14 protein-coding genes are annotated in these 12,789 nt (G+C 42.6%); 10 read left to right on the top strand and 4 right to left on the bottom strand.

Annotation, left to right across the window (positions count from 1 at the left end):
- Nucleotides 1-21: 21 nt before the first annotated feature.
- Both CS898_RS07710 and CS898_RS07715 read right to left on the bottom strand, forming a co-directional pair.
- Nucleotides 22-858 (bottom strand): formate/nitrite transporter family protein, encoded by an 837-nt coding sequence (locus tag CS898_RS07710; protein ID WP_009431413.1) that lies wholly within the window; start codon nucleotides 856-858, stop codon nucleotides 22-24.
- A gap of 192 nt (nucleotides 859-1,050) precedes the next feature.
- Nucleotides 1,051-1,500: an MOSC domain-containing protein gene (locus CS898_RS07715; RefSeq protein WP_009430114.1), complete on the bottom strand. Its 450-nt coding sequence runs from the start codon at nucleotides 1,498-1,500 to the stop codon at nucleotides 1,051-1,053.
- Between the two features lie 112 nt (nucleotides 1,501-1,612).
- Between CS898_RS07715 and CS898_RS07720 the strand changes: the two genes are divergently transcribed.
- From CS898_RS07720 to CS898_RS07755, 8 genes are read left to right on the top strand one after another with little or no spacing between them, the layout of a single operon-like run.
- The gene (locus CS898_RS07720) at nucleotides 1,613-2,842 is read left to right on the top strand and encodes a molybdopterin molybdotransferase MoeA (RefSeq protein ID WP_009430390.1); all 1,230 of its coding nucleotides are present in this window, start codon (nucleotides 1,613-1,615) and stop codon (nucleotides 2,840-2,842) included.
- Entirely contained in the window at nucleotides 2,839-4,746 is a 1,908-nt protein-coding gene (locus CS898_RS07725; RefSeq protein WP_099208740.1) for a molybdopterin biosynthesis protein, read from the top strand. The genes CS898_RS07720 and CS898_RS07725 overlap by 4 nt, the downstream gene beginning before the upstream one ends.
- Nucleotides 4,736-5,686 (top strand): GTP 3',8-cyclase MoaA, encoded by a 951-nt coding sequence (gene moaA, locus CS898_RS07730; protein ID WP_099208741.1) that lies wholly within the window; start codon nucleotides 4,736-4,738, stop codon nucleotides 5,684-5,686. Before CS898_RS07725 ends, moaA begins: the two co-directional genes overlap by 11 nt.
- Complete coding sequence (gene moaC / locus CS898_RS07735; RefSeq protein WP_099208742.1) at nucleotides 5,687-6,169, top strand: cyclic pyranopterin monophosphate synthase MoaC; 483 nt, start codon at nucleotides 5,687-5,689, stop codon at nucleotides 6,167-6,169.
- Nucleotides 6,162-6,644: a MogA/MoaB family molybdenum cofactor biosynthesis protein gene (locus tag CS898_RS07740; protein ID WP_009430200.1), complete on the top strand. Its 483-nt coding sequence runs from the start codon at nucleotides 6,162-6,164 to the stop codon at nucleotides 6,642-6,644. The genes moaC and CS898_RS07740 overlap by 8 nt, the downstream gene beginning before the upstream one ends.
- A gap of 17 nt (nucleotides 6,645-6,661) precedes the next feature.
- Nucleotides 6,662-7,549 carry an ABC transporter substrate-binding protein gene (locus tag CS898_RS07745; RefSeq protein ID WP_099208743.1) on the top strand — a complete coding sequence of 296 codons (888 nt, stop codon included), beginning with the start codon at nucleotides 6,662-6,664 and terminating at the stop codon, nucleotides 7,547-7,549.
- A gap of 18 nt (nucleotides 7,550-7,567) precedes the next feature.
- Nucleotides 7,568-8,218, top strand: coding sequence for an ABC transporter permease (locus CS898_RS07750; protein WP_099208744.1), 651 nt, complete (start codon nucleotides 7,568-7,570; stop codon nucleotides 8,216-8,218).
- Nucleotides 8,205-8,789 carry an ATP-binding cassette domain-containing protein gene (locus tag CS898_RS07755; protein ID WP_099208745.1) on the top strand — a complete coding sequence of 195 codons (585 nt, stop codon included), beginning with the start codon at nucleotides 8,205-8,207 and terminating at the stop codon, nucleotides 8,787-8,789. The genes CS898_RS07750 and CS898_RS07755 overlap by 14 nt, the downstream gene beginning before the upstream one ends.
- Nucleotides 8,790-8,849: 60 nt before the next feature.
- Here CS898_RS07755 and CS898_RS07760 read toward each other — a convergent pair whose 3' ends face one another.
- Nucleotides 8,850-10,076 (bottom strand): aldehyde ferredoxin oxidoreductase N-terminal domain-containing protein, encoded by a 1,227-nt coding sequence (locus tag CS898_RS07760; protein ID WP_099208746.1) that lies wholly within the window; start codon nucleotides 10,074-10,076, stop codon nucleotides 8,850-8,852.
- Between the two features lie 319 nt (nucleotides 10,077-10,395).
- On the opposite strand from CS898_RS07760, the gene CS898_RS07765 reads away from it, so the two are divergent.
- Together CS898_RS07765 and CS898_RS07770 are read left to right on the top strand one after the other, a co-directional pair.
- Entirely contained in the window at nucleotides 10,396-11,661 is a 1,266-nt protein-coding gene (locus CS898_RS07765; protein ID WP_099208747.1) for a CAP and S-layer homology domain-containing protein, read from the top strand.
- Between the two features lie 248 nt (nucleotides 11,662-11,909).
- On the top strand, nucleotides 11,910-12,668 hold the full coding sequence (locus CS898_RS07770) for a hypothetical protein (RefSeq protein ID WP_099208748.1): 759 nt from the start codon (nucleotides 11,910-11,912) through the stop codon (nucleotides 12,666-12,668).
- 36 nt (nucleotides 12,669-12,704) lie between these two features.
- On the opposite strand, the gene CS898_RS10195 is transcribed toward CS898_RS07770, so the two are convergent.
- The gene (locus tag CS898_RS10195; RefSeq protein WP_080551595.1) at nucleotides 12,705-12,785 is read right to left on the bottom strand and encodes an IS3 family transposase; all 81 of its coding nucleotides are present in this window, start codon (nucleotides 12,783-12,785) and stop codon (nucleotides 12,705-12,707) included.
- Between the last annotated feature and the right edge of the window lie 4 nt (nucleotides 12,786-12,789).

A 12,789-nucleotide genomic window follows, 5' to 3' on the forward strand; every position in this document is an offset into this window, starting at 1 on the left:
TTTCCCCCAAACTGTTTTTTGTTAAGCACTTTTCTTTCTATAGACAATCCAGTAAGCCAGGGCTACAAAGACCACCCCACCTACGATATTACCTAGAGTAACTGGTATTAAATTATTTGTAAAAAATCCGGACCAGGTTAAGTTTGCAAGTTCATCTGCTCCGAGACCTGTAGCTGCCAGAAAATCTGGATTGGCCTTAGCCATAATCCCTGCAGGAATATAATACATGTTGGCAATACTATGTTCAAAGCCTGAAGTGACAAAGAGCATAATTGGGAAGAAGGCACTGAGCATTTTACCCACTTGAGAGTCTGCCCCAAAGGACATCCAAACTCCTAAACATACCAACCAGTTGCAAAGAATCCCTAAGATAAAGGCCTTACCAAAAGTTAAACCTACCTTGCCATTGGCAATTAAAATGGTCCTGGCTCCCAAGGCATTGGCCGCTGCTCCCCATTGACCCGACTGGCTAACCATCCAGGCAATAAGCAAGGAACCAATAAAATTGCCAATGTAGACAAGAACCAGGGTTCGAATTAAGCTAGCCCAAGTAATTTTCTTGTCAAAAAGAGCAGCAAACATTAACATGTTCCCGGTAAATAACTCAGCTCCAGCAATTAATACAAAAATAAGTCCCGGTGTAAAGACCAGACCACTGACTAATTTACCCAGACCAAAGGTCTCCGGTTTGGCCAATAAATTAAAGGCCGCCATGTTGGATCCTTGGGCCGCAAAAGCAATGAAGGCTCCTGCAAGAATTCCTAAGATCACTTGGTTGATAGGTTTTGTGTTGGCTTTAGCAAGCCCAATATTCGATGTAGCTTCGAGAATTTCTCCCGGTTTCAATAGTTTACCCATAATTACCCCCTCTAATAAAACTAAAACCGATCATTCTGCGACATTCCTACCATAGGGGCTATAGGCTTAAGGAAGATAAAAAAACGATTTCCATTTCCTAGAAAAGCTTGCAATTTATAACCTCTATTTACTATAAAAATAGCACACTTTAACCTTATTGTCAAAAATCTGTAAAAGTCTTTTTTTTATTTTTTAGGCACCTTCTTTTTCTTTTTTTATAAGTTGAATTTCATCTCCCGCTTTAATGATTCCGGCTTTTTCCACCCTTGCAAAGATTCCTTCCTTAGGCATAACACACTGGCCCACCTCTTGTTTTATGGCGCAACCCTGATGGCATTCCTTGCCTATTTGGGTCACCCTAAGTTCCAGATCTCCTATCTTTAATAGGCTTCCTATGGGTAGTTCATATAAAACCAATCCTTGGGTGGTAATATTTTCTGCAAAGTCCCCTGGCTTTAAATTTGGCAGGTTTTTTTTCATCTTGTCGATGCTTTCTTGGGCCAAAAGGCTCACCTGTCTATGCCAAGGCCCCCCGTGGCCATCGCCTTCCAAACCAAAGTCTTGGATAAAGTTTCCTTCCTTTATAGGTTTTTTAACCACTCCTTTTTCCTTGGACCGATTTACCGATATTACTTTTGCCATTCTCTTGCTCCTTTTTTCTCTCTATCTTTACAATAATTTTTACTTTTGTGATACTATAATTATATAATAAAGTAAGATTTAAATACAGTTTATGAGAAATTAGGAGTAAAAAATGGATATTGATTTATTGCAGGTAAAATCCTTGCAAGATTCCATTGATCTTTGTGTTGAAACAATGGGCTCCCTGGATTTTAAAAGAGAAAAAGAAATAAAAGTTGAAGATGCCCTGGGCTATACCCTGGCCCAGGATATCCTTGCCAAGGAAGACATCCCTGCCTTTAGTCGGAGCACCATGGATGGTTTCGCCCTTTGCCATAAGTCGGTGGTAGGAGCTTCTTCTAGCATCCCCACCATCCTGGACTTTCAAGAGACCATTGAAATGGGCCAGGTGCCAAAAAAATCCCTGGACGCAAACCAAGGCAGTCAAATTTTTACAGGTGGCATGGTTCCCCCGGGAGCTGATGCTGTGGTTCCCATTGAATATGCTGAATTCATAACCGACCAAGTCATTGCAGTTTACAAACCCGTAAGCTTTTTGGAAAATATTATTGACCTGGGAGATGATGCCAAAAAGGGTGACCTCTTCTTTCGAAGAGGTCAAAGGGTAACTCCTCAAGTGGTTGCCCTTTGTGCAGACCTGGGCTATGGAAAGATTCGGGTGTTTGAAAAACTCAAGACCAGGATTATTTCCACAGGAGACGAAATCCTCCCTCCTGAAGCAGACATCCCCCTGGGAAAGATTCGAGATGTCAATTCCTATTCCCTGGAAGCCTTGGCCCGAGAAGCGGGTCTAGAGGTTTTGGAAAAGAAACATGTCAAAGATGTAAAAGAAGATATTGAGAGGGAGCTCAAGGCCCAAGACGTAGATCTCGTCTTAATTAGTGGGTCTAGTTCCAAGGGCGAAAAGGACTTTGTCCCCCGCCTGGTGGCAGAAAATTTCCATCCCGGCCTCTTGGTTCATGGTATTGCCATTAAACCAGGAAAGCCCACCAGCTTTTCTAGCGATGGGAAAAAAATAGTCCTAGGGCTTCCCGGCCATGCCGTAAGTTGCTATACCGTCTTTAAGGTCTTTTTCCAAAGGGCCCTGGAAGAATTTTATGGGTCACCTAGGCCACTTTCCTTTCCGGCAATTCTGAGCCGAAACGTCGCCTCCAGTCCTGGAAGAGCCAAGGTGCAATTTGTCCATTTAGAAAAAGACGGCCAAAACTTATTGGCCCAACCAGTTTTTGCCGCATCAGGAAATATTTCCCTATTTAAAAAAGCAAATGCCTATTTTATCATTAGTGAAAATGAAGAAGGAAAGGAGAAAGGGGAAACCCTTTGGTGTACACTTTTAAAATGAGAAACCGATATTTAAAAACTAAATCTTTAGAAGAAGTCAACCAATTAATTGATGAAGCCTTTAAAGATTTTTATAAGCAATTAGAAGTAGAAGAAATTAAGGTCCGGGATTCTCTTGGACGAGTTGCCTGGGAAGAAGTTTATTCAAAATACAGTTCCCCCTCCTTCCACTCTTGTGCCATGGATGGTGTCATGGTGGAAAGTCAAAAAACCATGACTGCCCGGGAACACAAACCCCTGACCCTGTCCAAGGATGATTTCGCCTATTGTGATACAGGAGACCCCCTAATCAAACCCTATGATGCTGTAATTATGATTGAAGATGTCCTGGAAAAAGACGATGAAATCATCATCCAAGCCCCTGTCCACCCCTGGGAAAATGTCCGTCCCATTGGAGAGGACATTATTGAAAAGGACTTGATTTTCCCCCAATTCCATCAATTTATTCCTATTGACCTATCTATTATGCTTTCAGCAGGTTTAAAAACTGTCAAGGTCCTAAAAAAACCTCGCATTGCAATTATCCCCACTGGAGATGAAATCGTCTCTGGTGATGAGGACTTAAAGATTGGACAAATCATCGAATCCAACTCCGCCATGTTTGTAGCCATGGCAGAAGAAATGGGAGCCCAAGCAGAAGTTTTGCCCATTGTTAAAGACGACAGGGACCTTTTAAGAGAAACTGTAGCCAAGGCCATAGAAGACTACGACCTGGTCCTTATGAATGCAGGTTCCAGTGCCGGCCGAGATGACTACACCTCCAGTATCGCCCAAGACCTGGGCCAGCTCTTGGCCCATGGAATCTCCATTAAACCTGGAAAGCCCGCTGTTATTGCCTCTATTCAAGGCAAACCCTTTATTGGTATTCCAGGCTATCCCGTTTCCGGCCACATTGTCTTCCAAGAAGTCATCCGACCTCTTTTGGAAAAAAAGATGCACCTGAAGACAATAAATCACACCTATCTTGAAGGCCAATTGACCAGACCAGTTATTGGAGCCTTAAAAAATACCGAATACGTCCGGGTTAAAATTGGAAAAATTAAGGACAAGCTCTTTTTTACCCCCATGGATCGTGGGGCCGGCAGCTCCTATTCCCTCTCCCAAAGTGACGGCTATTTGATTATTCCTAGAAATTCTGAAGGTTATTTAAAAGACCAATATGCCCAGGTCCGCCTCCACGACCATGTAGAAGTCAAAGATCTTGAAAACCGTATTGTAAGTATCGGATCCCACGACATGGTCCTGGACTTGATTAACGATCTCTTTGCTAAGGAAGGCTCGGACTACCGTCTTCTTTCCTCCCATGTAGGGTCCTTGGCCGGCCTTAATGCTCTTTTAAAAGACAACTGCCACCTTGCCCCTTCCCACCTCTTGGGCAAGGATGGAAGCTACAACAACGAAGCCGTGAATCTTCTTTTCAAGGGACAGGAAATGGCCATGATCCAAGTTGTAGGTCGTAGACAAGGCCTTATGGTGGAAAAAGGCAACCCCAAAAACATCCAAGCTATTAAAGATTTAAGGGGCTTAAAAATGGTCAACCGTCAAAGAGGGGCTGGCACCCGAGTTCTCTTTGACTACCTCCTGGGCCTGGAAGGAATTGATCCTTCTGAAATCCCAGGCTATGACCATGAGGTAACCACCCACCTGGCTGCTGCCTTGGCCGTTAAAAATAAGGATGTGGACTTTGCTGTAGGTGTAGAATCGGCTGCTATTAAAATGGGGCTGGACTTCATCTACCTCCAAGATGAGGATTATGAGTTTGTCTTGAAGAAAGAAAGTTTAGAACTTGAGCCCATCCAAAAGCTAATCCAAATGTTAGAATCCCAAGTTTTTAGAGATGCTGTAAATGCCCTGGGAGGCTATACAACATCTCAAAGTGGCCATGTGAGATATTATGAAGGATAAATTTCAAAGAGAAATCAACTATTTAAGAGTTTCCATTACCGACTTATGTAACTTTCGCTGTGGCTATTGTATGCCCCAGGAGGGCCTGGTGGCAAAAAGTCGCCAAGAGATTTTAACTTTAGAAGAAATCTATTATCTTGTGCATACTTTTGTAGAAAAGGGTATTAATAAGGTGAGACTGACAGGTGGAGAACCCCTCTTAAGGAAAAATGTCCTGGCCCTAATTGAGTCCTTGGGAAAAATCGAAAAAATCAAGGATTTTGCCTTGACTAGCAATGGCTATCTCCTAAAAGACTATGCCCAAGACCTAAAGGCTGCTGGGATTCAAAGAGTCAATCTTTCTCTAGACACCTTAAATGCTCAAAAATTTGAAAAAATAACCCACTATGACGGTTTTGACAAGGTTTGGCAGGGCCTGGAAGAGGCCCTAAATGTGGGCTTGGGCGTCAAAATTAACGCTGTTCTCATGAAGGGAATCAATGATGATGAAATTGGAGACTTGATCCAATTGACCAAGGACTACCCTCTAGACCTTCGTTTTATTGAATTGATGCCCATTGGTCAAACCCAAGATTTTGCTCAAAAACACTTTTTATCCTGTGATGAAGTCTTGAAATTTGACGGTTTGTTGGAAGTAGAAAGAGACGATCCCCACTCCCCTGCCCAGCTCTATCGTCTAGAGGGGGCCCAAGGACGAGTGGGCCTTATCCGTCCCATTTCTCAACACTTTTGCCAAGCATGCAACCGCCTAAGACTCACTTCTGACGGCAAGGTAAAACCCTGCCTCCACAGTGATTCCAGCTTGGACCTTATGACTCCCTTGCGAAAGGGGGAGGATATCCGCCCTCTTATTGACCGGGCCACCCAAGCTAAGCCTGAAAGGCACCATCTCTTGGAAAGGCAAACCAGTCAAGAATCCATGAATAGAATAGGAGGATAAATGGCAAGTCAATTTACCCATATGGACGAAAACAATCGTGGCCAAATGGTGGATGTTTCCCAAAAAGAAGTTAGCCACCGTACTGCCATTGCCCAGGGCCGGATTCGGCTCCGGGAAGAGACAGTCCAGGCCATTAAGGATTTAAAATTAAAAAAAGGCGATGTCCTAGCCATTGCCCAGGTGGCTGCCATCCAGGGAGCAAAAAAATGTTCTGACCTAATCCCCATGGCCCACCCCCTCTTCTTAAGCTCAATCAAGGTAAATTTTGAATTTGAAGAAAATGACCTCTATTGCCAGGTTACCGTTAGCTGTCAAGGTAAAACCGGTGTAGAAATGGAGGCCTTAAGTGGTGTTTCTGCAGGACTTTTAACTGTCTATGACATGTGTAAGGCCCTGGATAAATCAATGATTATCGACGATATCAAACTAATGAAAAAAACCGGTGGAAAATCCGGAGACTTTGTGAGGGAAGAAAATGTTTAATTATGCCATCGTCATAGCCAGTGATACAAGATCTAGTGGGGAAAACAAGGACCTTTGTATCGATACCATTCAAAAAATCTTAAAAGAACCTCATTACCAGTGTGTTTATGAAAATATTTTGCCGGATGACAAAGACCGTCTCAAGGAGGAATTGATCCACCTGGCAGACCAAGAAAAAGTCAACCTAGTCATCACTTCCGGTGGTACGGGCCTAGCCCCAAGAGATGTCACCCCAGATGCCACCCTAGAAGTCATCCACCGACAAGTTCCTGGAATTTCCATGGCCATGCTCTTGGCCTCAAAAGAAAAAACTCCCATGTGGATGCTTTCAAGAGCTGTGGCCGGGGTTCGAAATCAAACCCTAATCATCAACCTTCCTGGCAGCCCAAAGGCTGTGGAAGAATGTTTAACTGCTATCTTGCAGGCCCTGTTTCATGGGCTTGAGATAATAAATAACATTGTCAAACAACATTAGAGAAAGGTGGAGTCAAAATGAAAAAAAATTGGAAGATTATAACTTTAGTTATGCTGACTGTCTTAGCCCTTGCCGCTTGCGGTAATAAAGACAATGCCCCTGCTAATGGTGGCGAAAATAATGCAGCAGCTAGTCAAACAGAAGAAAAGGGAGACGTAAAAAAATTGAGATTAACAACAACAACGAGTGTCAACGATTCAGGTCTTATGGACTATTTAAGACAACCTCTATTAGATGATATAAACATCGAAATGGAAATTGTATCCAAGGGATCCGGTGCAGCCATTGAAGATGGTCGCCAAGGAAATGCCGATGTAATCCTAGTCCACTCTCCTAAGGCTGAAAAAGAATTTGTTGACGAAGGATTTGGTATGGACCGTATTTCCTTTATGCACAACTACTTTGTCATTGTAGGACCTAAGGATGACCCAGCAAAAATTGCTGGTAAACAAGCTGAAGAAGCCTTTAAGCTAATTAACGATGCCAAGGCTCCATTTGTTTCTAGAGGAGACGAATCCGGTACCCACAAGAAAGAATTAACTATTTGGGAAAAAGCTGGTCTAAACCCTGAAGATTTAAAAGCCAACGAAAACTACAACTCTCTTGGAGATGGAATGGGCGCAACCTTAAAGTTTGCCAATGAAAAACAAGGCTACGCTTTAACAGACCTTGCTACCTTCCTTTCCATGGAAAAAGACCTTAACTTAAAAGTATTGGTTGACCAATCTGAAGCATTGAAAAATGTATACTCCATCATTCTTATCAACCCTGACAAGGTTGAAGGTGTCAACACTGAACTTGCCAAAGAATTCCAAGACTGGATGACCAGCGAAAAAGCTGCTCAATTAATCGACAAATACGGTGTAGAAGAATACGGCCAACAACTATTTATTAGTGGCGAATAATGTGAACAGGAGATAGGAATGAACGAAACCCTAAGCATTGTGCTTTTAACCTTGAAACTTTGTTGTCTTTCAACTCTTCTTTCCTCAATTATAGCCATCCCCTTGGGGATTCTTTTGGGGATTTATGAAAATAAAACAAGTAGATTTCTAAGACCAGTATTTACAGCCTTTACAGGCCTGCCCCCTGTTATTGCAGGGATTGTGGTTTATCTTATTTTTTCCAACCATGGAATTCTAGGCAGCCTTAAATGGCTCTATACCGGCAAGGTTATCGTCATTGCGCAAATGCTCATCGTTATTCCCATCATTTGTTCTCAAATATTCCCGGCTATTATGCCCATTCGAGACACTTATCTTTTGAACTCCTTGGGTCTGGGCTTGAGTCCCTTTAAAATACTCAAGCAAGTCCCCAGGGAAATCAAGATGTCCATCATTGCGGCTATGATTTCAGGCTTTGGCAGAGCCCTGGCTGAAGTCGGTGCTGTAATGATTGTGGGTGGAAATATCCGTTTTAAGACCCGGGTCATGACCTCGGCAATTGTCCTTGAAAACAACAAGGGCAACTACCAAATGGCCCTCCAGTTGGGATTCATCCTGGTAATCATTTCTCTAATAGTTAGCTTTTCCGCAATGAAATTTTCAAAGGTGGCCGAAAATGATCGAACTTAATAATGTTGTTTGCAAACTGCGAGATAGGGAATTGTTCAAAATCGAAAAATTCACCTTTGAAGATGGATCTTCCTACCTATTTAAAGGAAGAAACGGATCTGGCAAAAGCACCCTCCTAACAGCCATCCTAGGCTATGGAAACCTGGTGCAGGGAAAGATAAGCAGTGATCAAAAAATCACCTACCAACCCCAACAAATCTATCTCTATAAAAAAACAGGCCTGGACAATTTTAAGCTTGTCCAGGGCCATGAAAAAGTCTGGCAAAAATTGGCCCAAGATTTAGGCGTTTCCTCCCTAGTCAACCGCTCGGTTGATGTCCTTTCAGGGGGTGAAAGACAAAAATTTGCCTTTATTCGCTCCCTTCTAAGCGCAAAGGAGACCCTAATTCTAGATGAGCCCTTTTCTCAAATGGATGTCAAATCCAGAGACCTGGCCCTGGCCATTGCCCTGGACTGGCAAAAAGAAGCTGACAAAAGACTTTTAATTATCGTTTCTCACGATAGTCTTGATGAAGGACTTTTTGACCATGTTATTACCATTGAAAATCAAAAATTGCTAAAACTATCTTAAATGATAAAAACATAGAAAAACCGGTAGATCCTTAGAAATCTACCGGTTTTTTTATGCCTTCTAGTCCAAGACTTTAAGGGTTAAAAATTCTTCCCTAGTTAGTTTTTCTCCCGTCACTGCATTGGTTAGGGCCCGTAAGTCTTCTTCTTCCAGTCTTCTTCCCGCAAAGATACAAAGTCCTAACAAGTCCAGGATTTCAAAGAAGGAGTCTCTTTTCTTCATGGCTTCAGAAGTGGTCTTAAGTCCTTTCTTAGCCCCTCTGTCTTGGGCCGTTTCTCGAATAAAGTCATTGATTCTACATCCGAGTTTGGGGTCATCTACTGCATCCTGAATAAAGTCCAAAATCCCTTGGGGGTCTTGCCAGGTCAGGCCCCCCTCCTCTTCCATGGCATCCTCTAAATAGTTTACCAGGCCCAGGGTATCCAGGCCCAGGTCATCCGCCAAGGCATTGGCCTTTTTATTATAAACCTCCCTATCTTGGGGGTTAAACTTCCAAAAATACTTGTGGTCCTTGGGGTCTTTTTTCCCCATCCTCCCCTTGTTACATAGGATAGGACAAGAATAGCAGGAAGGATTTAAATTTTCTTCCAGGGCCCGGGCCCTTCTTTCTTGAAAAATTTCTTCTGAAAAAGGAGCCCCCAGACTTTCAATAATAGGAAGCAAGAGGTCCTCTTGACCGCCTGAGTCTTCTTCCAACCTCTTTTTCATGGACTCTTTGTCCAAATGAAGACTTTCCTTGGAAAGAAGGCTAATGGCCTTGAGGTTTTTCTGGCCCAAAAGGGCCCCGAAAGACTTTCTCCCACTGGCCCTATCTCTATCTTGGATCAAGCAAGCCAAAAGCAGACCTCTTTCTCCCCCGGGGCCGATATAGATAGAGGATGAATCAGGACCATAAAGGTCTTGGAGCCTCTTATGGACCTCCCTGGACCCCAGGCCCCATAGAGAGTCTCCCCTTAAAAACTCCACCTTTGCCTCTTCTTGCCGGCCATCAATGACAAGTCGCACCGGTTCAGGAGATTTTCCCTTGATGAAAAGTCCGTCAAAACCTGCATAGGCCAAGCGTCTTCCCCAAGCCCCTCCAGAGTTTGACTGGACGATCTTTTTGGAATGGACATCCCTAGCCAGAATATTAAACCGTCCCCCCACTGGCAGGTTGGACTTTGTAAAGGGACCGGTTAAAAATAAAAACCCATCCCCTTCTAATAAGTCTTTTTTACAAACGCCATTTACTATGGCAATATCTTGACTTCCCAAGTCAAGGGAAAGAATCTTCTTTTCTCTATCCATATCAAGCCCTCCTTCAGTCTACTTTCAATCTCATCACAAGTACTTTATTCCTTACAGGCTAAAAGTCCTGTCTCACCAATCTTTTCTTTATCATACCATAAGTTTCCCAAAAGAATAAATACCGAGACCTTCTTTCCCACCATCTACCTCATACTATCTAAGATAGGGGGCATCCCCCGGAACTATAGCTATTTTCCCTAGGTCCAGGTCTTGTAAACTTCCTAGAAATAGCTTACACTGTTGGTATAAAGTTTGCCTTATTCACAGTTCATGAATAGGTAAAGGATCCACTGTTTCTAAATTAAAAAAGGAGGTTCTTATGAAAAAGTGGTGTAGCTATCTAGTAATGGTTTTTGTCCTAGCCCTTGCCCTGGCTCCCCAGTCCGTCTTGGCCCTTAGCCGGCAGGATAAAATTAACAGCTTAAAAAATTCCGGCGTAGTCAGTGGTTATCCCGACGGAACCCTGGGACTGGACAAGCCCATTAGTCGGGCTGAACTTGCTGTTTTATTGACTAAAATCAAGGGACCAGACCTTACAGGCCAAGCTTCCCCTAATTTTAAGGACGTTCCCAATAACTATTGGGCTAAGCCCTATATAGACAAGGCCTGCTTCCTTAAAAATCCCCATGGAGTTCCAGCTATTGTAGGCTACCCCAATGGAACCTTTGGCCCCGACCGAAACATTAGTAATATTGAAATGATAAAAATTTTAGTCGCCGCCAATAAGTCTGACTTAACCCCCTGGGATGTCGAAAATGCTTCCTGGCCCTTGTCTTGGATCCAATGGTCCATTGATATGAAGATCCTGGGTCCCAACAGTGGCTTACCCAAGCTGAGTGCCCAGGCCTCTGCCAAACGTGGAGACGTCTTTACCATGATTTACAATGCTATGGAAAGTAACTTCCAAGGACCATCTCCTAAAAATCCCAACAAGAAGGACCCAGAAATAAAGATTCCTGGCAAAATCCTTCCGGAACAAGGGCCTGGCAAACAAGCTCCTAAGAGTTCTGAAAGTAAAAAGACTCCATCCCCTAACACGGCCAATGCATTTCGAGATTTTAATAGTGGAAAAAGTTTTGACCATAAAAAATTCCAAATGCAATTCTTAGCCTTGGTCAATGCCGACCGTAGGAGGTTGGGCCTAGAAGACCTGACTTGGGCCCAGGACCTAGACCAGGCTTGCTCCATCCGGACCGAAGAACTTTTGAAAAATGGGTCTATTGACGTCGATGGTAGGGTCCATGTCCGTCTGGATGGCAGACCTTGGAGCACCGTCCTTGACTATCTCCAACCCCAAATTCTCACCACTCCCCATGGTGAGAACCTAGCCGACATGACCCAAACTTCCAGCAGCCAAAAAATAAGTGCTCGAAGTCTGAAACTCATGACCAATGAAAGCTTTCTTGCCCAAACTTTTTACACCATGTGGTGGAATTCACCTGGCCACCGAGCCAATATGATGAACCCCAACTACCAGTATTTAAATGTCAAAATCCGAGTAGGAAATTACTCCAAAGACTCTTCTCCAGGTCAAAATACTGTCTTTTTTGTAGGAACAACCCTTTTTAGAGGAGAATATAGATAGAAATATGAGCCAAGACCCCCATTTGGGGTCTTTTTTATGAGAAAATATGGGCCTTATAAAAGTTGTAAGCTACTTCCCACTAAAAAATTCTTCCTCCCTAACCTCCTATCCTACATTTATAATCTTTTTATTTAACTCTTATAATCTTTTTATTTAACTCTTTTCTAGAATTCTTTCCAATATTGTGATATTATAGGTAAATAGTATAATATTCTTTTATGCTAAATATATAATGAAAGGAGGTTACAATGAAAAAAATACAAAATCCTAAAAAGAATTACTTATTTTTAGTCCTATTCCTTGGTTTTTTTCTCTTGCTAAATTTTCCAGTTTTTGCAAATTCAGAAAGAGAAAATTCCCCTGCTCGACCTAGGCAGCTAGACAGTGATATTCCTAGCCAGGATTCTTCGAAGGCTGAACAAACTAAAGAAAGAGAAAATGAAAACCAGTCTTCTCCTTCTCATGAAGATGGGGCCCAAAAGAATCAAACTGTATCAAAGGAAATATCTGATTCAATAGGGGCTTCTAAGACTCCCGAAAATCTAGGTCAAAAAAATCAAGCTTCTTTAAAGAAAGATCCTGATTTAGTAGAAACTTCTAAGGAAGAATCTCCTGAAGTTCCCGGAAGTCTAGACCAAGAAAACCAAGCTTCTCCAAAGGAAGAGCCTGATTTAGTAGAGACTCCTAAGGAAAATTCTCATGAGGATAAATCATTGGAAACCCCTAAGTCAGTTTCTGAACAAGCTGGGCCAGACTTGGACCAGGAAGAAGTCAAGAAAGCTTCTTTGGAAGAAAATAGCCTTTTGAAAGAAGGTAAAGTTTTAGAAGTGGACTCCTTGGCAAAAGAACCTATGGCCTTTGGTAGCCCAGCTAAAACGCCCGAAAAAACTATTAAAGTAAAGAGTTTTGAAGAATTAAAAAAGGCAATTGCTGATGCTGGTGATGAAAAAACCACCATTATCATTACGGAAAGCTTTACATTGACTGAAACTTTGACCATTGATTGACCTGAACCCGTAAACACGGAACAATTTAATAATATTTTAAGCGGAATGTAATCTGTACATAACAGGGGACATTCCGTTTAATTTTGTTTTAATCCTATCCTCATTGTACCATTTAATATAT

Origin of the sequence: Urinicoccus timonensis (assembly GCF_900232945.1) — a bacterium.
Classification (GTDB): domain Bacteria; phylum Bacillota; class Clostridia; order Tissierellales; family Peptoniphilaceae; genus Urinicoccus; species Urinicoccus timonensis.

What these genes read in the sequence shown, in the direction of transcription:
- CS898_RS07710 (WP_009431413.1), bottom strand. Translation starts at nt 858, where the DNA reads ATGGGTAAACTATTGAAACCGGGAGAAATTCTCGAAGCTACATCGAAT.
- CS898_RS07715 (WP_009430114.1), bottom strand. Translation starts at nt 1,500, where the DNA reads ATGGCAAAAGTAATATCGGTAAATCGGTCCAAGGAAAAAGGAGTGGTT.
- CS898_RS07720 (WP_009430390.1), top strand. Translation starts at nt 1,613, where the DNA reads ATGGATATTGATTTATTGCAGGTAAAATCCTTGCAAGATTCCATTGAT.
- CS898_RS07725 (WP_099208740.1), top strand. Translation starts at nt 2,839, where the DNA reads ATGAGAAACCGATATTTAAAAACTAAATCTTTAGAAGAAGTCAACCAA.
- moaA (WP_099208741.1), top strand. Translation starts at nt 4,736, where the DNA reads ATGAAGGATAAATTTCAAAGAGAAATCAACTATTTAAGAGTTTCCATT.
- moaC (WP_099208742.1), top strand. Translation starts at nt 5,687, where the DNA reads ATGGCAAGTCAATTTACCCATATGGACGAAAACAATCGTGGCCAAATG.
- CS898_RS07740 (WP_009430200.1), top strand. Translation starts at nt 6,162, where the DNA reads ATGTTTAATTATGCCATCGTCATAGCCAGTGATACAAGATCTAGTGGG.
- CS898_RS07745 (WP_099208743.1), top strand. Translation starts at nt 6,662, where the DNA reads ATGAAAAAAAATTGGAAGATTATAACTTTAGTTATGCTGACTGTCTTA.
- CS898_RS07750 (WP_099208744.1), top strand. Translation starts at nt 7,568, where the DNA reads ATGAACGAAACCCTAAGCATTGTGCTTTTAACCTTGAAACTTTGTTGT.
- CS898_RS07755 (WP_099208745.1), top strand. Translation starts at nt 8,205, where the DNA reads ATGATCGAACTTAATAATGTTGTTTGCAAACTGCGAGATAGGGAATTG.
- CS898_RS07760 (WP_099208746.1), bottom strand. Translation starts at nt 10,076, where the DNA reads ATGGATAGAGAAAAGAAGATTCTTTCCCTTGACTTGGGAAGTCAAGAT.
- CS898_RS07765 (WP_099208747.1), top strand. Translation starts at nt 10,396, where the DNA reads ATGAAAAAGTGGTGTAGCTATCTAGTAATGGTTTTTGTCCTAGCCCTT.
- CS898_RS07770 (WP_099208748.1), top strand. Translation starts at nt 11,910, where the DNA reads ATGAAAAAAATACAAAATCCTAAAAAGAATTACTTATTTTTAGTCCTA.